Genomic DNA, 20,694 nt, shown 5'->3' with positions numbered 1-20,694 from the left:
GGATCGCTCACGCGATCAGCGTTTACCCATCGATCTGCGCGTACCGGCAGGGGCGACGCCAGGCGTCTTGTGATGGCCATGCTTATTGGCTTTCTGATGCCATGCCGGCTCCTTTTTGGCCTGGGCAAACTCCGAAGGCTTGAACGGAAAGCTGAAAGGCGCGATGACAGCCTTCTTTTCAGTGTCTGCGACGGGCTCGGCTGCGGCGTCTTGAACATGAGGTTGTTCAGGAGTGGTCATGGTGTCACCAGAAAGTCGAATTGGCCGGGCACGTGCCCGCGGTCGCGCAGCATACATCAATCGCCGCGCAACCGCCCGAGCCTCCTGTCGCCGTCATTTGTAGAACAGATCGACCATGATCTCGGCATTGAACGGTCCAGGCCTTGGCGTGTTCGTGTTCCAGAGCAGCTCAGCGTTGAAGTCGGCACTGGCAGCATTGGTTTCACCCAGCAATTCCGCCAGATGGAAGGGCTCGTTGTAACGTAATAGCTGACCATTGACTGCGCTTGCAATGCGAATCCCCAATGAATCGTTACCGGAAGGGACGAGCAGATCGCCTGACAGATTGCCTGTGACCGGCCTGAAACGCGCATCGATGCTGAAGGGCGAGTCACAGGTCCGGCTGGTCAGCAGGGAGAATGTCTGTGCGGCTATCACCTTGCCAATAGCCACCTGGTGTATGGCAACGTCGCCGAACTCCACGGTTTCAGGGAGTACTTGCAGGTCGGCATCGCAGGCCACGAACCGCAGCCCCCGCAAGTTGTTGATCACATAACTGAGGCTGCGCCCCGGCACCCGGTTCGAATCTGTTGCGCCGCCCAGCTGAAAAAACCGGTAGTCCAGTAAATCACTGGCCACGCCTGTAGGCGGTGTGGCACCGAACTTTTGAATGAATACGGAGAACGCCAGAGTGAATCTCACCTTCGAACAGTTATCGACATTGCCGTCGCCTGCATGACAGATCGGCAAGTGGCTTCCGGTACTGATACGTCCACTGCCTTGCAGGTGGTCGATGCCCTGAAGCGTCATTCCGGCCCGGATACCCTGACCGATCACACGATTGTCCGGATTCAGATAGACAAAAATTTCCTCCTCGACAGACTGCAAACCTTCTCTGGCGCATTCGACCTGAATATTCAAGGGTTCGGAACGCCACACCACTTCCCCGTCGGGCGTCGATTCCGGAATCGCCACGGTACTGCTCAGGTCGTTGTGGATTTCGTTTTCGCCAGTCCCCTGAGCGGTACAGACCAACGCAAATACCGCCGTCGGATTCAGTATCAGCAATACGGCCATGGAGTGCAGCCAGCGTCTGGCAGACAGAAATTTCATATCAGCATTCATCCTGAACGGGATTGTTCTCCAGCAGGCGCGCCGTAACGGCCACCTGCCCCTTGAGCGGTGTGCAATAGGTTCGCTGACCGCCATAGTCGGTCAGCGCCTTATAGGAAAAACGATGGGTTGCGGAAGGCAGAAGACTCGTTGGCGCAGCGAGATCAACATGAGCACCCGGTGCCAGCAGCAGGTGCTCGCCGAGTTGAATGCCGTCGATGCGTAACGCGTGCAGAGCGGCGTAGTAAGGCGTCGGGTTACTGACCGTCAGCAAGACCACATCCGCCTGGCCGTGAGTCAGCGTCCACAGCAACCTTGCGGCGGTGTCGGCCGGATCACCTTCGAGACCGGTTGGCCGGTAGAACACATTGATGCGCTGACGCACGGCGACGTTCAACTGATGAAGGCCGTCCTGGCGTCGAGGCACCTCAAGCACATACAAATGCACCAGCGACTCGCGCTCCTGCGGCATCCCGGTGCCTTGATACAACACGCGCAGGGCCTGCCTGCCGCCAACCGGCAGACGTGAAAGTGGCGGCGTGACCACGAACGGCAGCGCGTTGCGCCGGTTCAGGGGAGTGTCGTCATCATCCAGCGGATCACTGAGCCAGGTCTGTAAAAGAGCCTCGGCCTTGCCGCGATTGCGTACCTCAATGCTGACTTCACGATACTGGCCATCGAAGACCAGTCGCGTCCCGGACAGCGAAACCGCCCCTTGCACGCCAACGCCGACGCCCAGAAGCAAAACCGCCAACAATACCTTGCATGGGTAGACAAGGGCGTTCATTGGCAGGTCACTCTGATCCGCTCGTAGGCACGGGCAGGATCTTTGGGCGGCAGAGAGAATGCGGCCTGACAACTCTGATCGGACCAGCGCACCCGCAAACTGCCCACATCCTGCTCACTGAGCACCAACGCCTGACTGTCCGGGTCGACCACCGCCAGCGCCCTGCCCTGCTCATCCTCGACACTGGCACCCAGCGGTAATTTGCTGCCGTCAAAGCGCACCAGCTCAAACTGGACACGGCGACCCACAACAGCCTTGAAGCGTACCACCGGCATCGCTCCCCGGCGCGGCACGACCTGGGTGATAGCGTTTTCCAGGTCGATATCTGCACCCAGTTGCCGGGTGTCGAGGCTGACCCAATTGGTCCGGTAGGGTTGCGCATACGGCAAAATCGCATAGCCGTTGCCTGCCGTCTCGACGTTACTGAACGATTTCAAACGTGCCCCACTGACATCCGGAACCTGAATCAGGGCGAAGGTTTCACCGAGCGCCTGCCCCAGGTTCAAGCCACCGGCATGAGCCACCAGTGAACCTGCCGCAGACAGACTGAATGCATCGTAATCCTGGCCCTGGCTGTAACCGGCCTCGAAGCGACCGAATCCGCTGGTTGTACTGATCTTCCCTGCGCCAAAGCCGCCAGAGCTGCTGTCACGTCCGGTCTGTACCGAATAAAACGTGTCGCGATCCCCCAGCACCTGCCCGTTGAGCCCGGCCTGGGCGTTGTATTCGCCCGTGCTGTCGCGCACCGCATTGAAAGACAGTCGCGAAGAACCCGGACTCGATCCAAGTGGCAGAGTCACGCTCAAGGCGACACGATTATCCGTGCTCGCTTGACCGTTTCGCCCAAAGTCCTCGTTCCGTTCGACGGAAAGGCTGTAATTGACGCTGCGCCAGGCAGCGTTATAGGACAGATAGAGCTGCCGGGTTTTGCCGGGCAGGTTCCAGTAGCGCTGCTCGGAAGCGGTCAGGCTCAGTGATGCGGCCTGGCTCGGCACTATCTGAGTGACACTCAGCTCAAGCCGATCTCGTGCCAGGCCAGCGGACAAGGCACGCCTTTGCGGATCGGTATCGCTGACGTGCTGGCTCAGGGTACGGTAGGCTTCAGTGGAATACCGGTAACCCGCCACCGCCAGGGTGGTGTCGGTGACGTCCAGCGTGTTGGCATAACGTACCCGCAGGCTTTGACCGCTGAGCGACTGCCGGTCTGTCTGGCTGACAGACCGGGTGATATCCAGCGACACCGCGCCCAGCCCGGTATTGACCCCGGCGCCTATATTCCCGGCCTGATAAGCTTCGGCCAACTGCAGGCCTCCGAACCCGGTAATTCGCTCGGAAAGCCCATAGATCAGAGCTGCGCCGACAAAACCGGGGGACGCCTGAAGGTCGTCATTGCTGTCGACCTGGCCGACAGCGAGGCTGTAGCGCAAGGATCCCGAGGGCACCATGATCGGCAGCGAGGCATAGGCCTGAGTGAAGGTTCGTACCCGGCCGTCGGCTTCAATGACCGACACTGACAAGTCCCCATTGGAGCCACTGGGATAGATATCGGAAATTTCAAACGGCCCGGGCGAGACACTGCCGCTGTACAGCAGGAAGCCGTTTTGACGGACTTCCACCGTGGCGTTGGTTTCGGCAATCCCGCGGATGACCGGGGCATAGGCCCGCTCGCTGTCGGACAGCATGCCATCGTCCGAGGCCAGTGCCGCCCCCTTGAAGCGAACACTGTCGAACACTTGCGAGTCGCTGAAGGTTTCCCCCACTGTGAACTGGCTTTTGAGGAACGTGACGTCGCGCTGCGCGAAGGTACGATTGCTGCGGTACAGCCAGGACCGGTCACTGCCACCGACCAGTGATGATTCGTTGCGCAATCGCCAGGCTCCTAGGTTCAGGCCATTTCGCAGACCGAGGTAATACTGGTCAGCGTGCAAATCTTTATTACGGCGTCTGCTGGCATTGGCGTTGTAATTGATAAAACCGGCTGTCTCGCCGTGGTCCCAAAGCTCTGGTGAAACATAACCACGGGTACCGCGCGACATGAAGGCTTGCGGCACACTGATGGTGAGTCGCAACGCACCGGGTTGATAGTCGACGCGTGCAAACTCGATACGCGCAGGCAGATCGAAACAGGCCTGAGCAGGGGCCTCATCTGGAGGCAGGCGACTCAAGTCCAGGCCGAAACTCTGTAACATTTCAAGCGACAGGCAGGGTTCGATCAGGCCTGATATCGGGTTCTTTGAAAAAGTAATATCTCGTCTGCCACTCAGCTTGCGATTGACATAGATATCGACCCGATAAGTGCCGGGCAATACGCTGTTGGTCCGTAGAAACTCCTGCAGGTCAGGTGGCTGATCGGTTCCCTGGATGAACGCCGTATTGAATTTGACGGCCCCCTCGCCACGGGCGCTGCCAGGCTGAGCCGCGAACGTGCCGAGCGAAAATATCAACGTCAACCCAAGACCGATAACCGGCTGGAATCGTTGGAGGTGAGGGGGAGCGAACTGAGCAATGACTCCCTTGTTATCTTTTTTGCGCCATTCCATAGCGGTCTTCACTCTACTTCGGCTGTCGCGCGCGCCGCGCAATCCTTTTACACAGACGCAGGTCTGCCGGGCCGGCTTGTCGCAGAGGCCCAACGGTTTGAACAGTGAACGCTGACGGTTGATGCGGCAGGTTATCGAGGCAAGGCCTTGCGGGCGTAACCCGGTTCTTTATCGGCAAGTGTCGCGTGATAAGACACTTGCCCGCCGAAGTCATTGATACTGACGAAACTCAGCATCAACGGTGCACTTCCCGGCGTGCGCCGCAACGGAATACGCAGACGCTGGTAAGGCGCAAGCATCTGACTGTCGAGACTGGCAAGTTCAGTGTCGTGTTGCTGTATGGATACCTTGAGCATGGAGACGTGATAAGGCCCTGGATTGTCGACCTGCACAGTTGCGTTATCGGCCAGTTGCCAGTTCAGTGTTTCCGGTGCCTGCTGTGGGTCACCGGGCAAACCGTCAGGCCGGAAAAACACTTTGATGCGTTGACGTATTGCAATCTGCAGTGTGTTCTCTGCCGCCGCCTGAGGAATTTCCTGAACATTGAGCCACAACACTGACTCTCGATCGGTGGGCATGTCGGTACCGGAATGAATAATGCGCAACAGTTGCCTGCCACCTCCGGCCATACGTGCCAGTGCGGGTGTCACGATAAAAGGCACAGGCTGCGCGGTGTTTTTGTTAGTGCCTGCCCCTGCCGGAGACTCAAGCCAGGATTGCAACAGAATTTCCCCCCCGCCACTGTTTTGAACACTCAGGCTGGCCTCTTTTTCATTGCCTTGGTATATAACCCGCGTCGTGTTCAATACGATCCCCGCCTGAACAAAGGACGCCCAGCACACCATCGCAACAAGCACCGTGCAGCGAAAAAAATCAGGAAACATACGGGTGTTCGCCTTGAATTCTATAGAGGACAGAGCGAGCCGTGCCCGCTCTGTCCGACACGGTTACTCGTAATCCATCACGAACGGCAGGAAGCCGTCGGCATTACCCGGGTTGGTCGGCGTGCCGTTAAGCACATACACCGCGCCAAAGTTGATTTCAGCAGTTGCACCGCTGGCACCGTCCTTGATAAGAGTGGTATCGATGGTTTCAGCGCCGCTCAGGTCCATCAGGACGCTGGAGGCATTGAGCAGGCCGATGCCGACCCCGTCTGCGGCACCGGTGGTGCGCAGAAGTTTGGCATCGTTGTTGTCCAGGCCACTGCCGTTACGGGCCGTAAGGCGCATCTTCACCATGCTGTACTGCTCTGCGCCCGCGCTGCAGTTGACCAGCAACTGAATAGGCGCAGCCGTTTCAAATCGACTTTCGCTTGAGACACCGATATCAGAGAAGGAAACGTTGCCCAGGTCGACATTGATTTCGCCAGGGTTGGTGCCCGCACTGACGCCCGTGCCCGGTCCCACATCGCAGGAGATATTGGTCAGTGTTCCGTTAAAGACCATTTTTCCGTTGTTCGCCGCACTGGCAGTACCCGCCATGCCAACGCCCATCACGCCCAGAACTGCCAATGTAAGAGAAAGCTTTTTCATGCTAACGACCTTCCTTGTGTTATTTCGTGTGTGCCCGCTATCGGACGGCGAGCACTATAGAGCCCGCTCTTTTTCAGCGCTGTCAGCTTGATAACTTTTAACCCGCAGACAACACAACACGACGCGCAGGACAGGTCTGTAGGAATAACCATAAGTCTTGCGCGGACACGCTAATAAGGAAGTTGCACAGCCTCTGTACGTGCGTCTGCATTCGACACGGGCGCTTTTATAATTCTGCGGCGCGGCTCCGGCATACTGGATGGCTGATCGGGGATTGGACGGCCACTCAATATGACGTGACAGTCCGGACAGAAAAACAATACAGACGTGTTGTTATTGATAGCTTACCGTAATCAATCCGGCACGGACCTGCAGGGCCTCTCCATCACTCTGGGCGGTGGTTAATACCTGATACTGCGCAACGAAGGGCACCGCCTGATCGGTACACGCATTGTGTTCGGTGCTCACCTGCATATCGACCCCTGGCGCAACTTGCAACATTCGTGCATGCGTAACAGGCGTATTCACATGACGCTCGGTCATTGCGCAACTGCTGTTGACGATGCTGCCATGCAACGTGATCGTACCGTCCTTTGCCCAGGAAATAGCAGGCGCAACCAGTAATGGGATTGACACCGTCAAGACCCTCAGCCCCTGACGGAGAAAGACAGATTTCAACATGCCTGTCCAGGTTGATTTTTTACTGTTCATGGCGTTCTCCACTCATAGGCTCATACAGTGAGTTAAGTTGACGGGAGAATTAACTGCCAGAAGCCGGCCTAGGAAAATGTAAGAAAATTCCTAGGACTTTATAAACATCTGGACAAATATCCCTTCAACATAGATATCGTCCGGCACTGACTTTTCTTGACTGGACGCCCTGACAGATGGAGGCTTTCTGACAAACCTGACAGCTGAAAGTCATTCTGCTGACCGGGTTTGCAGGCTATAAGGAAGCTGTAAAAAAACATTACTCCCGTACCGACATTTGGCGTTTTCTTCATATGCGCAGACAGACCCTGACCGTCACCGCCGTAGTTCTGCTGATCACCTGTGCGGCCTTTGCCGGATGGAAACTGACACGCCCTGCCACACTCCCGAAAAATTCAGTTGCGGCGGTGCCGGTCAAGGTGATCACGGTAAACGTTGAGGATGTGCCACGCTTCGTCACAGGGATCGGCTCGGTGTTGTCACTGCAAAGCGTGGTAATTCGTCCTCAGGTAGACGGCGTACTGACGCGCGTGCTGGTCAAGGAGGGCCAACAGGTGAAGGCCGGCGAGCTGCTGGCGACGCTGGATGACCGTTCGATCCGCGCCTCGCTGGAGCAGGCACGTGCCCGACTTGCGCAGAGCAAGGCGCAACTCGACGTCGCGCAGCTGGACCTTAAACGCTATCGCCAGCTCACTGAGGATAACGGCATTTCACGCCAGACCTTCGATCAGCAACAGGCACTGGTCAGGCAGCTCGATGCTACGGTGAAAGGCAACGAAGCCAGCATCAATGCCGCCCAGGTGCAGCTTTCCTACACCCAGATTCGCTCTCCGGTTACGGGTCGGGTCGGCATTCGCAATGTCGATGAGGGCAACTTCCTGCGCGTCAGCGATGCTACCGGGCTGTTTTCGGTCACCCAGATCGACCCGATTGCGGTGGAGTTCTCTCTTCCACAGCAGATGTTGCCGACACTGCAGGGGCTTATTGCCGAGCACACTTCTGCGGTGGTCAAAGCGTATCAGGGCGACGGCGCTGCAAATGGCCTGCTACTGGGCGAAGGCACACTTTCACTGATCGACAATCAGGTGTCGGCAACCACCGGCACGATCCGCGCCAAGGCTCAATTCAAAAACCCCGCAGAACAACTCTGGCCGGGGCAACTGGTGACGGTGAAGATCCAGACCGGCGTAGAGCTCAACTCGCTCAAGGTGCCGCCACAAGTGGTACAGCGTGGCATCGATCAGCATTTCGTCTACCGGCTTGGTGCGGATAACAAAGTGGAAGTCGTACCGGTCAAGGTGCTTTATCAGGACAGCGAGCAGACATTGATCAGCGGGCCAAACGCCGGAGATACGCTGGTCAGCGACGGTCAGTCGCGGCTGCGGCCGGGGGCAACTGTGGAGGTGGTCAGCGCGCCCGTCCCGGATGTGGCGAGTGCACACGTGGAGCATGCACGATGAATGGCCGAGGTTCGGTATCGGCGTGGTGCATCGACCATCCTGTGGCCACATTGTTATTGACCTTCGCGCTGGTATTGCTGGGGGTCATTGCCTTTCCCCGGCTGCCGATTGCACCGCTGCCGGAGGCCGAGTTTCCGACCATTCAGGTCACTGCGCAGCTTCCCGGTGCCAGCCCGGAAACCATGGCGTCTTCGGTTGCCACGCCGCTGGAAGTGCAGTTCAGCGCGATACCCGGCATGACCCAGATGACCTCCAGCAGCGCGCTGGGGTCCACCAACCTGACACTGCAATTTACCCTCAACAAAAGCATCGACACGGCAGCCCAGGAAGTCCAGGCGGCGATCAACACCGCGGCAGGACGCCTGCCTGCCGACATGCCCAGTCTGCCGACCTGGCGCAAGGTCAACCCGGCCGACAGTCCGGTGCTGATCCTGAGCGTGAGTTCAGGCCTGATGCCCGGTACGGAACTGAGCGATGTCACCGAAACCATTCTGGCGCGCCAGCTCAGCCAGATCGAAGGCGTGGGCCAGGTGTTCATTACCGGCCAGCAACGGCCGGCGATTCGTGTTCAGGCCGCTCCTGAAAAACTTGCCGCGCTGGGGCTTACCCTCGCAGACATTCGTGTAGCAGTGCAACAGACCAGCCTTAACCTGGCCAAGGGTGCCTTGTATGGCAAGGACAGTATCTCGACCCTGTCGTCCAACGACCAGTTGTTCAAGCCGCAGGACTACGCGCAACTGATCGTTTCCTACAAAAACGGCGCGCCTGTCCAGCTCAAGGATGTGGCGCGGGTGGTCGCAGGTTCGGAAAACGCCTATGTCAAAGCGTGGTCCGGCGACCAGCAAGGCGTCAACATCGCTATTTTTCGCCAGCCTGGTGCAAACATTGTCGACACGGTAGACCGCATCCAGCGTGAACTGCCACGGTTGCAGGAAATGCTCCCGGCAACCGTTGACGTATCGGTACTCAACGACCGGACCCGCACCATTCGCGCCTCGCTGCATGAAGTGGAGCTGACCCTGATGATTGCAGTGCTGCTGGTGGTGGCGGTCATGGCGCTGTTTCTGCGCCAGCTGTCCGCCACACTGATCGTCAGCGCAGTGCTCGGAGTATCGCTGATCGCCAGCTTTGCGATGATGTACCTGTTCGGGTTCAGCTTGAACAACCTGACATTGGTGGCCATCGTGGTTGCGGTCGGGTTCGTGGTGGACGACGCCATCGTGGTGGTGGAGAACATCCACCGCCACCTCGAAGCCGGACAGGGCATGCGCGAAGCAGCGATAAAAGGCTCGGGTGAAATCGGTTTTACCGTGGTGTCGATCAGTTTCTCGCTGGTAGCAGCGTTCATTCCATTGTTGTTCATGGGCGGCGTGGTCGGGCGGCTGTTCAAGGAATTTGCGCTGACCGCAACGGCGACCATCCTGATCTCGGTCGTTGTCTCGCTGACCCTGGCCCCGACGCTGGCGGCACTGTTCATGCGCGCGCCCACACACAACCCGCATCAGAAGCCGGGGTTCGGTGAACGCCTGCTGGCCTCCTATGAGCGTGGCTTGCGCAAGGCGCTGGCTCATCAGCGGCTGATGCTCGGGGTGTTCGGCCTGACCCTGGCGCTGGCGGTAGTCGGCTACATCCTCATCCCTAAGGGGTTCTTTCCGGTTCAGGACACCGCTTTTGCACTCGGCACTACCGAGGCCGCTGCCGATATTTCCTATCCGGACATGGTGGAAAAGCACCTGCAACTGGCGAAGATCGTTGGCGCGGACCCTGCAGTGCTGGCGTTCTCGCACTCGGTAGGCGTCTCAGGCAGCAACCAGACCATTGCCAACGGCCGCTTCTGGATCTCGCTCAAGCCGCGATCCGAACGCGATGTGTCGGTCAGTGAGTTCATCGACCGCCTGCGCCCCAAGCTGGCGAAAGTCCCCGGCATCGTTCTGTACCTGCGCGCCGGACAGGACATCAACCTCAGTTCCGGTCCGAGCCGCAGCCAGTATCAGTACGTGCTCAAGAGCAACGACGGCGAATTGCTCAATACCTGGACGCAACGGCTGACCGAAAAGCTGCGCAGCAACCCGGCGTTTCGTGACATGTCCAACGACTTGCAACTGGGCGGCAGCGTCACACATATCGATATCGATCGCAGTGCTGCCGCACGTTTCGGCCTGACCACCGCAGACGTCGATCAGGCGCTGTACGACGCATTCGGCCAGCGGCAGATCAGCGAATATCAGACTGAGGTCAATCAGTACAAGGTGATCCTTGAACTGGACGCTCAGCAGCGTGGCAAGGCCGAAAGTCTGGCTTACTTCTACCTGCGCTCGCCGCTGACCAACGAAATGGTGCCGCTGTCGGCGCTGGCCAAAGTCAGTGCGCCGCGCATGGGCCCGCTTTCGATCAGCCATGATGGCATGTTCCCGGCAGCGAACCTGTCGTTCAACCTTGCGTCCGGGGTCGCGCTGGGCGATGCCGTGCGCATGCTCGATCAAGCCAAAAACGAAATCGGCATGCCAGCCTCGATCATCGGCAGCTTTCAGGGTGCGGCACAGGCCTTCCAGAGTTCGCTGGCCAATCAGCCGTGGCTGATCCTCGCGGCGTTGGTGGCGGTGTACATTATTTTGGGTGTGCTCTATGAAAGCTTCGTACACCCGTTGACCATCATCTCCACGCTGCCCTCCGCAGGCATCGGGGCATTACTACTGCTGTGGATGATGGGGCAGGACTTCTCGATCATGGCCCTGATCGGCGTGGTATTGCTGATCGGTATCGTCAAGAAGAACGGCATTCTTCTGGTGGACTTTGCCCTGCAAGCACAGCGCGAGCAGGGCCTTACGTCACAGGAGGCCCTCTATGAGGCCTGCATCACACGTTTCAGGCCGATTATCATGACCACCCTCGCCGCCCTGCTCGGCGCATTGCCGCTGATGCTGGGTTTCGGGGTCGGTGCCGAGTTGCGTCAGCCGCTGGGTATTGCAGTGGTCGGCGGTCTGTTGGTGAGCCAGATGCTGACCCTGTTCACCACGCCAGTCATTTATCTGCAACTCGAGCGCCTGTTTCATCGACGCCACCCTGCGCCTGCCGCCCCGGCGCTGGCCCTTCACAAGTGAGAGTCGCCCGATGCGCGTGCTGATTATCGAAGACGAAGAAAAAACCGCTGACTACCTGCGTCGCGGCCTGACCGAACAGGGCTATGCCGTCGACGTCGCCCGCGACGGCATCGAAGGCCTGCACCTGGCGCTGGAAAACGATCACGCAATCATCATTCTTGATGTGATGCTGCCGGGCCTCGACGGTTTCGGCGTGCTGCGTGCATTGCGCGCACGCAAGCAGACGCCCGTCATCATGCTGACCGCTCGCGAGCAGGTCGATGACCGCATTCGCGGTCTGCGCGAAGGTGCCGACGATTATCTCGGCAAGCCGTTTTCCTTTCTGGAACTGGTCGCCCGTCTGCAGGCGATGACCCGTCGCAGCGGCGGTCACGAGCCGGTGCAGATTACCATCGCCGACCTGTGGATAGACTTGATCAGCCGCAAGGCGACACGCGCCGGCATGCGTCTGGACCTGACCGCCAAGGAGTTCTCGCTGCTCAGCGTGCTGGCCAGACGTCAGGGCGACATCCTCTCCAAGACCTCAATCGCCGAGATGGTCTGGGACATCAACTTCGACAGCGATACCAATGTCGTCGAAGTCGCGATCAAACGCTTGCGCGCCAAACTCGATGGTCCTCACGAGCACAAACTGCTGCACACCATTCGCGGCATGGGCTATGTGCTGGAGAACCGCAGTGCGGGTTGACTCGATTGCCCTGCGCCTTAGCGGCCTGTTCGCGCTGGTGGCGCTGGTGGTGTTCCTGCTGATCGGCTGGGCGTTGTATCTGCAGGTCGACAAGAGCCTGGACCTGTTGCCGCGCGCCGAGGTCGATGCGCGCTACAGCGTGCTGGAATCGGCGGTGAATCGTTTTGGCAACCCGGAGCATTGGGGCAAGATCAAGGCAAAACTCGCGTTGCTCAGCGAAGAAGACAAACGCCTGCGCTTCTGGGTGGTGAGTGACAATCCGCTCTACGAGTTCGGCAATCCCGGCGCGGACATTCGTCGCTTTGCGCAGGGTCCGCTGGGCATGCACGACCTGAAACTGGCTGACCACCCTTTTGCGTTCAAAGTGCTGGTCAGCGAGTTCCCGGCCAAGGAGCAGCGCCCGGCGTTACGCTTTCTGACCGCCATCGACACCGAGACGTTCTGGCACACACAGCACTCGCTGCTGGTCGCACTGATCAGCCTGGCTACGCTGGGCATTCTGCTGGCTTCGGTGCTGGGTTACTGGGTCACGCGCATTGGCCTGCGCCCGCTGACCAGCCTCTCGCAGGAAGTCCAGAAGCTCGCCCCGCCACGGTTGTCGGGGCGCTTGCAGCTGTCGCCGCTGCCACCCGAGCTCGAGCAGTTCGTGGCCTCGTTCAACTCCACGCTGGAACGGGTCGAGCAAGCCTACTCAAGACTGGAATCGTTCAATGCCGATGTCGCGCACGAGCTTCGCTCACCATTGACCAACCTGATCGGTCAGACCCAGGTGGCGCTGACTCGCGGTCGCTCTGCCGAGCATTATTTCGAGGTATTGCAATCGAACCTCGAAGAACTGGAGCGTTTGCGCTCGATCATCAACGACATGCTGTTTCTGGCCAGCGCAGATCAGGGCACCAAGGTCAAGGCACAGACCTGCGCGTCACTGGCAGATGAGGTGGCTACCACGCTGGACTACCTGGACTTCATTCTGGAGGACGCGCAGGTGAAAGTTCAGGTAGCGGGCGACGCCAGTGCGCCGATTGAAAAACCTCACCTGCGCCGCGCCCTGATCAACTTGCTGCATAACGCTGTGCAGCACACCGATGCCGGCAACGTCATTCAGGTCACTATCGAATCCTGCGGTGCCCATATAAGTATCGGCGTAACCAATCCGGGCGCGCCAATCGCTCCGGAACATTTGCCCAGACTCTTCGAGCGCTTTTATCGGGTCGATGCGTCACGCAGCAACAGCGGTGCCAATCATGGCCTGGGGCTGGCCATCGTCAAGGCGATTGCGCTGATGCATGGCGGCACTGTATTCGTGAATAGCGGCAAGGGCGTCAACACATTCGGTATCCACCTTCCTCGCTGATACTTGAAGACGTCAAGTGGGCACAACCTGTTTTGCGTGTCCTTTCATGTGCGTCTGTTCGCATCCTTTTAAATACACTTGCTTTATTCACATTCCATTCATATGAGGCTATAAGGAGCGTGCTATATACCCAGCCGCAACACCCGGAAAACAATTTAACTGTCTTAACCATTTCTCAAGACTCAACCGTCTGCAGGTAGAACAACCAATGATGTTGTTTGCGTTATCTCGGCGCGCCCGGCTCGCGTGGACCCGTCCGGAGCTCCTGCTGGTCTTCGGCAGCTCGGTTTCAATGCTCGCCATTCTGGCGATCGTGGCATCTCTACTGGCCCGGGAACGCGAGGATGCAGCCGATACGGCGGCCCGTGCAGCGGCCAATATCGTGCAATTGATCGATGCAGACGTCCTGCATAACGCAGAACTGTACGACTCGTCCCTGCAAGGCATGATCAGCGCGTGGCAACGTCCTGACCTCAAGGACCTGTCACCTGAACTGCGACAACTTGTCCTGTTTGATCGCTCCACCGCAGCGTCATATAAGGGTGATCTGGTGTTGCTCGATAACAAGGGCGCAATACTGGCTGACTCACTGTCCGTCGTTCCCCGAAATGACAACTTTTCTGATCGCTCCTATTTCAAAGAGCACGCTGTGGATCCCTCGCTGAATCTCCACGTCAGTTCGCCGTACAAGACTCGCTGGGGCTACAAGGACTGGTGTATCAGTTTCAGCCGGCGCATGTCGGGCCCCAACGGTGAATTCGCCGGGATTGTGAGTGCGGCCATGCGCCTGGTGTATTTCAAGCACTTGTTCATGAGCCAGAACCTGGGCAGCGACAGCAGTATTAACCTGATCAATACCGCAGGCATCCTGATTGTCCGCTACCCCGATCTGGAGGGTGAAGACCTGATCGGCAAGGATTACAGCCACAGCCCCAACTTTCAGCGCATTATTCAAGAAGGCGACGGCAGTTTTGCCGCCATGTCGACGCAGTTGAACGCTCGTCGGCTGTATACGTTTTCCAGGGTCGGCAATCTGCCGCTGGTGGTCGTCATCGGCCAGTCCGAGGACGAAGTGTATGCTGTATGGCGGCGCAACGCTTGGCTGGTCGGCTCCGCCACCAGTGTGCTGTGTCTCGGCATCCTGTGGCTCACAGGGTTGCTGAGTCGCGAGTTGCGAAGACGTCACCGTGCCGAAGATGCGCTGGCCAGCCTCGCTGCGACGGACGGCTTGACCGGTCTCGACAATCGTCGTCAGCTCGACGAAGCCATGGAGACTGAATGGGCGCGGGCACAGCGCTCCGGCAAGCAGCTTTCCTTGCTGATGATCGACGTGGACCATTTCAAGGCATTCAATGAACGCCACGGCCATCAAGGCGGGGATGAGGCGTTGCGTCTGATCGCACAGACCATCTCGGATAACATTCGTCGACCGGGTGACCAGGTTGCGCGCTATGGAGGGGAGGAGTTCGTGGTTGTGCTGCCGGAAACAGAATTGCCGGGAGCCATGCTGATCGCGGAAAAAATCCGCAAGGCCGCAGAGTCACTCCCGCTGTTCATGAATGCCAAGCATCCCATCACCGTGAGCATCGGGGTCGCTTCGGATATCGTTCGCCAGGGCGACAAACTGGAGGCATTTTTCGGAGTGGCCGACAAGGCGCTGTATCAGGCCAAGGACAATGGGCGTAACCGGGTCGAGTACCGCAGTGCGGTTGCCAGAAAAGTGATCGATGAGGTTTGACGTGCCATCTTCGGGCATAAAAAAACGCCAGGCTGGCTGGCGTTTTTTCGGTTAGCGCTGACGCATCGGCTTACGCCGCAGCGCGGGCCGCGTCACGCAATGCTTTTACTTCGCGGTGGTTCTTCAGAACACCTTGGTACTGATCGTTGACCAAGGCAACCACGGTTGCATCAGCGCCTTTCTCATTCAGCTTCTCGATTGCCTTGCTGTAGGCCTTCTTGGCGACGTCTTCACCACGCTCTGCTTCCTCCAGCACAGCCAGATCATCATTGCTGGTGAACGCAGTTTTCAGCTTGACCCATGCCTGATGAATGTCAGCCGATACGCTGGAGGAATCTTCCGGCTTGCCGCCCAGTCGCTGTACATGCGCCTGCAGGTCAGTGACTGCCTTGCCAACTTCAATGGCACGACGTGCGAAGAATTCTTTTACGCTTGGAGTCTTCGCGTTCTTGGCGCTGGTTTCGAAGCCTTCTTTGCCGTCGATGCTGGTTTCGACCAAGTCATTCAGAATAGAGATCGTTTCTTTGTTGATATCAGTCATTTGATAATTTCCTAATGGCAGGTTGATACGAAAGTGTTCCATATCTAGGTAATTGCAGACACCGTGCCAGTTATTGAAATGAAAATAATGCTTTAAAATCAAATATTTACGAAATTTTCACAATTACCCGATCGTGACTTCTGCATGATCTGTCGATTGGCCTGCATGCAGAATGCACGTATCGTCGGCGCAAACGAGAACACAGGTATCGGCGATGAATCCGGACACACTCAAGCTGTTGGTCACACAGGAAATGCCGTTCGGCAAATACAAGGGTCGGCTGATCGCTGATCTACCAGGGCATTACCTTAACTGGTTCGCACGTGAAGGCTTCCCCAAAGGTGAATTGGGAAGTTTGTTGGCACTGATGCAGGAAATCGATCACAACGGCCTGAGTGGACTGTTGGACCCGTTGCGCACACGTCCGCGTCAGGCATTCAAGGACAAGGGGTAGAACACACGCGGGCAAACAAAACTTGCACGGTCCTGAAAGGAAAAAAACGGTGCCCCGGACCAGGGGGCACCGCAAAGCCATACAACCAACAACAACTTCTTTACCTGAGCCGTCCACCTGGACTGACTCTGAAATGCCTGTCGATCAGTCGAACAGGGCCAGGGCTTGGGCAGTGGCCTCCTGAATACGGCCCCAATCGCCATTCCTGACCCAGGCGTTATCGATCATCCAGGTCCCGCCAACGCACATGACGTTGGGCAGGGCCATGTAGTTCTTGAGGTTCTGTTCGTTAACGCCGCCAGTCGGGCAAAAACGCACTTCATTGAAAGGGCCGCCCAAGGCCTTGATCGCTGCGACACCACCACTGATCTCTGCCGGGAAAAGCTTGAAACGGCGATAGCCCATGGCATAACCGATCATGATTTCCGAGGCACTGCTGACGCCTGGCAGCAGGGGCAGCGGGCTGTCGACTGCGGCCTGCAGCAAGTCTTGCGTACTGCCCGGGGTAACGATGAACTGCGAACCGGCCGCTTCGGCGTCTGCCAGCATCTTGCGGTCCAGAATGGTTCCGGCGCCTACACACAACTCGGGACGCTGTTCACGCAGGGTGCGGATCGCGCTCAGGCCGAACGCCGAGCGCAAGGTAACTTCCAGTGCTGTCATGCCGCCAGCGGCCAGGGCATCGGCCAGGGGCAGCACATCCTGATCACGGGCAATGGTAATGACCGGCAGAATCTTCGCCTTGGCGCAAAGTTCGTCGATCCGGGCAATCTTGTTCGCCATGCTGATGAGCGGCTGATTATTTTCGTTCTGTGTCATGGCGACGGTTCCTTTGCTTATGGGCACCAGTAGATCTCGAGTGACGGGTTGAGAAAGGCACGCACCGGCATTTCGGCGAGGTCATCGCCCGCCAGCGCCGTGCGCAGGGTGTCGAGTTTGGCCTGACCGGACACCGACAGGATCGGCGAACGCGCCGACGCCAGCAGACGGCGGGTCAGGGTCAGACGCTGATGCGGTACGCTCGGTGCCAGCATCGGCAGGCAGCGGCGCTCGCCTTGCAGATCAAGGGCTTCTTGCAGATTCGGACTGTCGGGAAACAGCGAGGCGGTATGCCCGTCATCGCCCATGCCCAGAACAAGCACATCAATGGGCGGCAGCTCGGCCAGTGCCTGATCGGCAGCCAGCGCTGCCTCCTCGACACTGCTCGCTACGCTGTATAACCCAAGAAACCTGGCCTTCGCCGCAGGGCCCTGCAGCAGGTGACGCTGCAACAGCCCCGCATTGCTGTCGGCATGCTCGGTCGGAACGAAACGCTCATCGGCCAGACTGATGACCACTTTCGACCAGTCCAGCGGCTTTACCGCCAGACTCTGAAAAAAAGCCACCGGACTGCGGCCACCGGACACCACCAGGGTCGCTGCGCCGTTTTCACCGATTGCCTGTTGCAGACGCTCGGCTACATTGGTAGCCAGTGCATCGGCCAGTTGCTGAGGCGTGTCGAAATCACGCGCTACCAGCCCTGCCGGTAGCTGAAGGTCACATATCGCCATACCAGGATCTCCCGTCGCGAGTAATCAGAGCAATGGAGCTCATTGGCCCCCAGGTTCCGGCCGGATAAGGCTTGGGCGCATCGCCCGCTTTTTTCCAGCCAGCGATCAACTGATCGCACCATTGCCAGGCGTACTCGATTTCATCTTTGCGGACAAACAGGTTCTGATTGCCACGCATGACTTCCAGCAACAACCGCTCATAAGCGTCGGGGACACGAGCGCTGCGGTAGGTGTCGGAAAAGTTCAGTTGCAAAGGTCCGCTGCGCAACTGCATGCCTTTGTCCAGGCCCTGATCCTTGGTCATCACCTGCAAGGAAATGCCTTCGTCCGGCTGCAGGCGGATGATCAGGCGGTTGCTGATCTGCAAACGCTGTTCAGGCGCGAAGATGTAGTGCGGCGGCTCTTTGAAATGGATCACGATTTGCGACAGCTTCTGCGGCATACGCTTGCCGGTACGCAGGTAAAACGGCGTGCCCGACCAGCGCCAGTTGCGGATGTCGGCACGCAATGCGACGAAGGTCTCGGTATCGCTCTGGGTATTGGAGTTTTCCTCCTCCAGATAACCCGGCACTGCCTTGCCTTCGCTGTAGCCGGAGGTGTACTGGCCACGCACCACCTGGGTTGCCAGACGCTCGGGGGTGAACGGCGCCAGGGCCTTGAGCACCTTGACCTTCTCGTCACGAATGCTGTCGGCCGACAGGTCGCTTGGCGGGTCCATGGCAATCAGGCAAAGCAGTTGCAGCAAATGGTTCTGGATCATGTCGCGCAACTGGCCGGCCTGATCGAAATAGCCCCAACGGCCCTCGATGCCGACCTTCTCGGCCACCGTGATCTCTACGTGCGAAATATGGTTCTGGTTCCACTGGGTCTCGAACAGGCTGTTGGCGAAACGCAGGGCAATGAGGTTCTGAACCGTGTCTTTGCCCAGATAGTGGTCAATGCGATACACGCGGTTTTCCGGGAAAAACTGCGCCACGGCGTCATTGACCCGGCGCGAAGAGGCCAGGTCGTGGCCAATGGGTTTCTCCAGGACGGCGCGCGTACGCTCGGCCAGATTGACCGACGCAAGGTGCTCGCAGATCGCACCGTAGACCGAAGCGGGTGTGGCGAAATAGGCGATCAGGGTTTCGGCATTGCCGACGCGCTCGGCCAGTGCGAGGTAATCCTCAGCCTTAAGGAAATCGACATGCAGATAGCTGAGGCGGGCCAGAAACCGGCCCAGATTTTCAGGCTCGAGTTCTTTCTCGGGAATGAAGCGACGCATGGATTTTTCGATATACGCCAGATGCGACTGTTCGTCGCCTGGTTCACGCGCCAGGGCAAGAATTTTTGTGTCTTCATGCAGCAGTCCAGCGCGATCAAGCTGATAAAGAGCCGGGAACAGCTTGCGTACCGCCAGGTCTCCCAAGGCACCAAACAGGGCAAATGTGCACGGTTCAACCGTAATCAAGGGCATAATGTTGGTTCTTTTATCAAGTTAGGCTACAAATACCTTTTTTAAAGGCGTTACTCAAGGCCATATGTAGTAATAACCACAACATTCTGCCTGAAAGCATATTCCAGTGGTGATCAACACAGGCCCTCAGTACGATAGGCCACCTTTGCTACAGGCTAAAGGGCTAATAAAAGCCCAAGACAAAACCGTTGGTAAATCAGCCCCGACAAGGACTTTGAATGGACCGCGTAAGAAACCTCCTGGAGCAAATCCAGGGCCGGCTCGACGAGCTGAACAAGGCCGAGCGCAAAGTGGCCGAGGTCATCCTGCTCAACCCGCAGATGGCAACGCGGCTGAGCATTGCAGCGCTTGCCCAGGCCGCCAAGGTCAGCGAACCGACGGTCAATCGCTTTTGCCGTTCGTTCAGCGTCAGCGGCTATCCGGAATTGAAACTGCAGCTGGCCCAAAGCCTGGCCAGCGGCGCAGCCTATGTCAGCCGTGCGGTCGAAGCCGACGACAATCCCGAGGCATACACTCAGAAGATTTTCGGCAGCGCCATCGCGTCACTGGACAGCGCCTGTCAGCAGCTGGACCCTGCGCTGATCAGCAAATCTGTAGACATGCTGATCCAGGCGCGGCAGATCCACTTTTTCGGACTGGGTGCTTCAGCACCGGTGGCCCTTGATGCACAGCACAAATTCTTCCGCTTCAATCTGGCGGTCACGGCGCATGCCGATGTGCTGATGCAGCGGATGATTGCGTCGGTGGCGCACACCGGTGAGCTGTTCGTAATCATTTCCTACACTGGCCGCACCCGCGAACTGGTGGAAGTGGCCCGTATTGCGCGGGCCAACGGTGCCTCGGTGCTGGGCCTGACGGCAGCGGGCTCGCCATTGGCTCAGGCCAGTACTGTGAGCCTGAACATTCCATTGCCCGAAGACACCGATATCTATATGCCGATGACCTCAAGGATCATCCAGCTCACGGTTCTCGATGTTTTGGCCACTGGCATGACGCTGCGCCGCGGCGTCGACTTCCAGCCGCATTTGCGCAAGATCAAGGAAAGCCTGAACGATAGCCGTTATCCGATCGAGGATCAGGGCTGACAGCTCTCACGCTCTTCGCTATGCATAGGTGTGGCTATCGTTCCAAAGCTCCGCGTCGGAATGCAGTTCGTGACGCGCTGCGTCACACGGCGGTTCTGTGGTGTCAGGTAGATTGGGGTTCGACTCGGGTCGGCTTTTCGCCCCTCGGCGAGTTACTTTGATGGGGCCAAAGTAACCAAACCCCCTGGCTCCGTTTCCGGCCCGACTGCGTCGGGTTCCTTCGCCCTGTCACTGATCCGCGGGTCGCCGCAACGGGCCATCCATGGCCCGGTGCGGCTAGCTTGGCGTCCTGCCAGGCTAGCCCCGGATCAGCGCCAGCACTCAGCCGTCACTTACGTCGCACTCTGCGTCGTTTGTACCACCGA

At 58.3% G+C, this 20,694-nt stretch carries 18 protein-coding genes; 7 read left to right on the top strand and 11 right to left on the bottom strand.

What is annotated here, in order from left to right:
• Window positions 1–15 precede the first annotated feature (15 nt).
• The 7 genes from MME58_RS05640 to MME58_RS05610 all read right to left on the bottom strand — a co-directional run bounded on the left by MME58_RS05640 (window position 16) and on the right by MME58_RS05610 (window position 6,902).
• Window positions 16–240, bottom strand: coding sequence for a hypothetical protein (locus MME58_RS05640; protein ID WP_054985899.1), 225 nt, complete (start codon window positions 238–240; stop codon window positions 16–18).
• 93 nt (window positions 241–333) lie between these two features.
• Entirely contained in the window at window positions 334–1,332 is a 999-nt protein-coding gene (locus MME58_RS05635; RefSeq protein WP_055005254.1) for a fimbrial protein, read from the bottom strand.
• 1 nt (window position 1,333) lies between these two features.
• A complete protein-coding gene (locus tag MME58_RS05630; RefSeq protein WP_055005253.1) occupies window positions 1,334–2,119 on the bottom strand; it encodes a fimbrial biogenesis chaperone in 786 nt (261 codons plus the stop codon).
• Entirely contained in the window at window positions 2,116–4,659 is a 2,544-nt protein-coding gene (locus MME58_RS05625) for a fimbria/pilus outer membrane usher protein (protein ID WP_055005252.1), read from the bottom strand. The genes MME58_RS05630 and MME58_RS05625 overlap by 4 nt, the downstream gene beginning before the upstream one ends.
• A 131-nt stretch (window positions 4,660–4,790) precedes the next feature.
• Window positions 4,791–5,543: a fimbrial biogenesis chaperone gene (locus tag MME58_RS05620; protein ID WP_055005251.1), complete on the bottom strand. Its 753-nt coding sequence runs from the start codon at window positions 5,541–5,543 to the stop codon at window positions 4,791–4,793.
• A 63-nt stretch (window positions 5,544–5,606) separates the two neighbouring features.
• The gene (locus tag MME58_RS05615; protein ID WP_055005250.1) at window positions 5,607–6,191 is read right to left on the bottom strand and encodes a fimbrial protein; all 585 of its coding nucleotides are present in this window, start codon (window positions 6,189–6,191) and stop codon (window positions 5,607–5,609) included.
• A 333-nt stretch (window positions 6,192–6,524) separates the two neighbouring features.
• Window positions 6,525–6,902 carry a hypothetical protein gene (locus tag MME58_RS05610; protein ID WP_055005249.1) on the bottom strand — a complete coding sequence of 126 codons (378 nt, stop codon included), beginning with the start codon at window positions 6,900–6,902 and terminating at the stop codon, window positions 6,525–6,527.
• 293 nt (window positions 6,903–7,195) lie between these two features.
• Between MME58_RS05610 and MME58_RS05605 the strand changes: the two genes are divergently transcribed.
• The 5 genes from MME58_RS05605 to MME58_RS05585 all read left to right on the top strand — a co-directional run bounded on the left by MME58_RS05605 (window position 7,196) and on the right by MME58_RS05585 (window position 15,243).
• On the top strand, window positions 7,196–8,362 hold the full coding sequence (locus MME58_RS05605; RefSeq protein WP_055005248.1) for an efflux RND transporter periplasmic adaptor subunit: 1,167 nt from the start codon (window positions 7,196–7,198) through the stop codon (window positions 8,360–8,362).
• Window positions 8,359–11,463, top strand: coding sequence for a multidrug efflux RND transporter permease subunit (locus MME58_RS05600; protein WP_055005247.1), 3,105 nt, complete (start codon window positions 8,359–8,361; stop codon window positions 11,461–11,463). The genes MME58_RS05605 and MME58_RS05600 overlap by 4 nt, the downstream gene beginning before the upstream one ends.
• A gap of 10 nt (window positions 11,464–11,473) precedes the next feature.
• Window positions 11,474–12,151 carry a heavy metal response regulator transcription factor gene (locus MME58_RS05595; RefSeq protein WP_055005246.1) on the top strand — a complete coding sequence of 226 codons (678 nt, stop codon included), beginning with the start codon at window positions 11,474–11,476 and terminating at the stop codon, window positions 12,149–12,151.
• Complete coding sequence (locus MME58_RS05590; protein ID WP_082427161.1) at window positions 12,141–13,505, top strand: heavy metal sensor histidine kinase; 1,365 nt, start codon at window positions 12,141–12,143, stop codon at window positions 13,503–13,505. Before MME58_RS05595 ends, MME58_RS05590 begins: the two co-directional genes overlap by 11 nt.
• Before the next feature lie 208 nt (window positions 13,506–13,713).
• Window positions 13,714–15,243, top strand: a complete 1,530-nt coding sequence (locus tag MME58_RS05585; RefSeq protein WP_054988040.1) for a sensor domain-containing diguanylate cyclase — start codon at window positions 13,714–13,716, stop codon at window positions 15,241–15,243.
• Window positions 15,244–15,313: 70 nt separating this feature from the next.
• On the opposite strand, the gene MME58_RS05580 is transcribed toward MME58_RS05585, so the two are convergent.
• A complete protein-coding gene (locus MME58_RS05580) occupies window positions 15,314–15,784 on the bottom strand; it encodes a PA2169 family four-helix-bundle protein (RefSeq protein WP_054988041.1) in 471 nt (156 codons plus the stop codon).
• Between the two features lie 214 nt (window positions 15,785–15,998).
• Here MME58_RS05580 and MME58_RS05575 point away from each other — a divergent pair, with 214 nt between their 5' ends.
• On the top strand, window positions 15,999–16,238 hold the full coding sequence (locus MME58_RS05575) for a DUF3820 family protein (protein ID WP_054988042.1): 240 nt from the start codon (window positions 15,999–16,001) through the stop codon (window positions 16,236–16,238).
• A gap of 144 nt (window positions 16,239–16,382) precedes the next feature.
• Here MME58_RS05575 and MME58_RS05570 read toward each other — a convergent pair whose 3' ends face one another.
• The 3 genes from MME58_RS05570 to zwf are packed head-to-tail and all read right to left on the bottom strand — an operon-like array spanning window position 16,383 to window position 19,244.
• Window positions 16,383–17,057, bottom strand: coding sequence for a bifunctional 4-hydroxy-2-oxoglutarate aldolase/2-dehydro-3-deoxy-phosphogluconate aldolase (locus MME58_RS05570; RefSeq protein ID WP_054988043.1), 675 nt, complete (start codon window positions 17,055–17,057; stop codon window positions 16,383–16,385).
• Between the two features lie 17 nt (window positions 17,058–17,074).
• The gene (gene pgl, locus MME58_RS05565; protein WP_055005244.1) at window positions 17,075–17,788 is read right to left on the bottom strand and encodes a 6-phosphogluconolactonase; all 714 of its coding nucleotides are present in this window, start codon (window positions 17,786–17,788) and stop codon (window positions 17,075–17,077) included.
• Window positions 17,775–19,244 (bottom strand): glucose-6-phosphate dehydrogenase, encoded by a 1,470-nt coding sequence (gene zwf / locus MME58_RS05560; protein WP_055005243.1) that lies wholly within the window; start codon window positions 19,242–19,244, stop codon window positions 17,775–17,777. Before zwf ends, pgl begins: the two co-directional genes overlap by 14 nt.
• Window positions 19,245–19,462: 218 nt before the next feature.
• Here zwf and MME58_RS05555 point away from each other — a divergent pair, with 218 nt between their 5' ends.
• Window positions 19,463–20,329, top strand: a complete 867-nt coding sequence (locus MME58_RS05555; RefSeq protein ID WP_002552324.1) for a MurR/RpiR family transcriptional regulator — start codon at window positions 19,463–19,465, stop codon at window positions 20,327–20,329.
• Window positions 20,330–20,694: the final 365 nt, after the last annotated feature.

This window comes from Pseudomonas syringae pv. tagetis (genome assembly GCF_022557255.1).
Classification (GTDB): domain Bacteria; phylum Pseudomonadota; class Gammaproteobacteria; order Pseudomonadales; family Pseudomonadaceae; genus Aquipseudomonas; species Aquipseudomonas caricapapayae.
This window is presented reverse-complemented; position numbering and strand designations above follow the sequence as displayed.

Coding starts and splice junctions, on each gene's coding strand:
- MME58_RS05555 (WP_002552324.1), top strand. CDS start 19,463: ATGGACCGCGTAAGAAACCTCCTGGAGCAAATCCAGGGCCGGCTCGAC.
- MME58_RS05630 (WP_055005253.1), bottom strand. CDS start 2,119: ATGAACGCCCTTGTCTACCCATGCAAGGTATTGTTGGCGGTTTTGCTT.
- MME58_RS05575 (WP_054988042.1), top strand. CDS start 15,999: ATGAATCCGGACACACTCAAGCTGTTGGTCACACAGGAAATGCCGTTC.
- MME58_RS05600 (WP_055005247.1), top strand. CDS start 8,359: ATGAATGGCCGAGGTTCGGTATCGGCGTGGTGCATCGACCATCCTGTG.
- MME58_RS05625 (WP_055005252.1), bottom strand. CDS start 4,659: ATGGAATGGCGCAAAAAAGATAACAAGGGAGTCATTGCTCAGTTCGCT.
- zwf (WP_055005243.1), bottom strand. CDS start 19,244: ATGCCCTTGATTACGGTTGAACCGTGCACATTTGCCCTGTTTGGTGCC.
- MME58_RS05615 (WP_055005250.1), bottom strand. CDS start 6,191: ATGAAAAAGCTTTCTCTTACATTGGCAGTTCTGGGCGTGATGGGCGTT.
- MME58_RS05620 (WP_055005251.1), bottom strand. CDS start 5,543: ATGTTTCCTGATTTTTTTCGCTGCACGGTGCTTGTTGCGATGGTGTGC.
- MME58_RS05640 (WP_054985899.1), bottom strand. CDS start 240: ATGACCACTCCTGAACAACCTCATGTTCAAGACGCCGCAGCCGAGCCC.
- MME58_RS05610 (WP_055005249.1), bottom strand. CDS start 6,902: ATGAACAGTAAAAAATCAACCTGGACAGGCATGTTGAAATCTGTCTTT.
- MME58_RS05585 (WP_054988040.1), top strand. CDS start 13,714: ATGATGTTGTTTGCGTTATCTCGGCGCGCCCGGCTCGCGTGGACCCGT.
- MME58_RS05580 (WP_054988041.1), bottom strand. CDS start 15,784: ATGACTGATATCAACAAAGAAACGATCTCTATTCTGAATGACTTGGTC.
- MME58_RS05595 (WP_055005246.1), top strand. CDS start 11,474: ATGCGCGTGCTGATTATCGAAGACGAAGAAAAAACCGCTGACTACCTG.
- MME58_RS05570 (WP_054988043.1), bottom strand. CDS start 17,057: ATGACACAGAACGAAAATAATCAGCCGCTCATCAGCATGGCGAACAAG.
- pgl (WP_055005244.1), bottom strand. CDS start 17,788: ATGGCGATATGTGACCTTCAGCTACCGGCAGGGCTGGTAGCGCGTGAT.
- MME58_RS05635 (WP_055005254.1), bottom strand. CDS start 1,332: ATGAAATTTCTGTCTGCCAGACGCTGGCTGCACTCCATGGCCGTATTG.
- MME58_RS05605 (WP_055005248.1), top strand. CDS start 7,196: ATGCGCAGACAGACCCTGACCGTCACCGCCGTAGTTCTGCTGATCACC.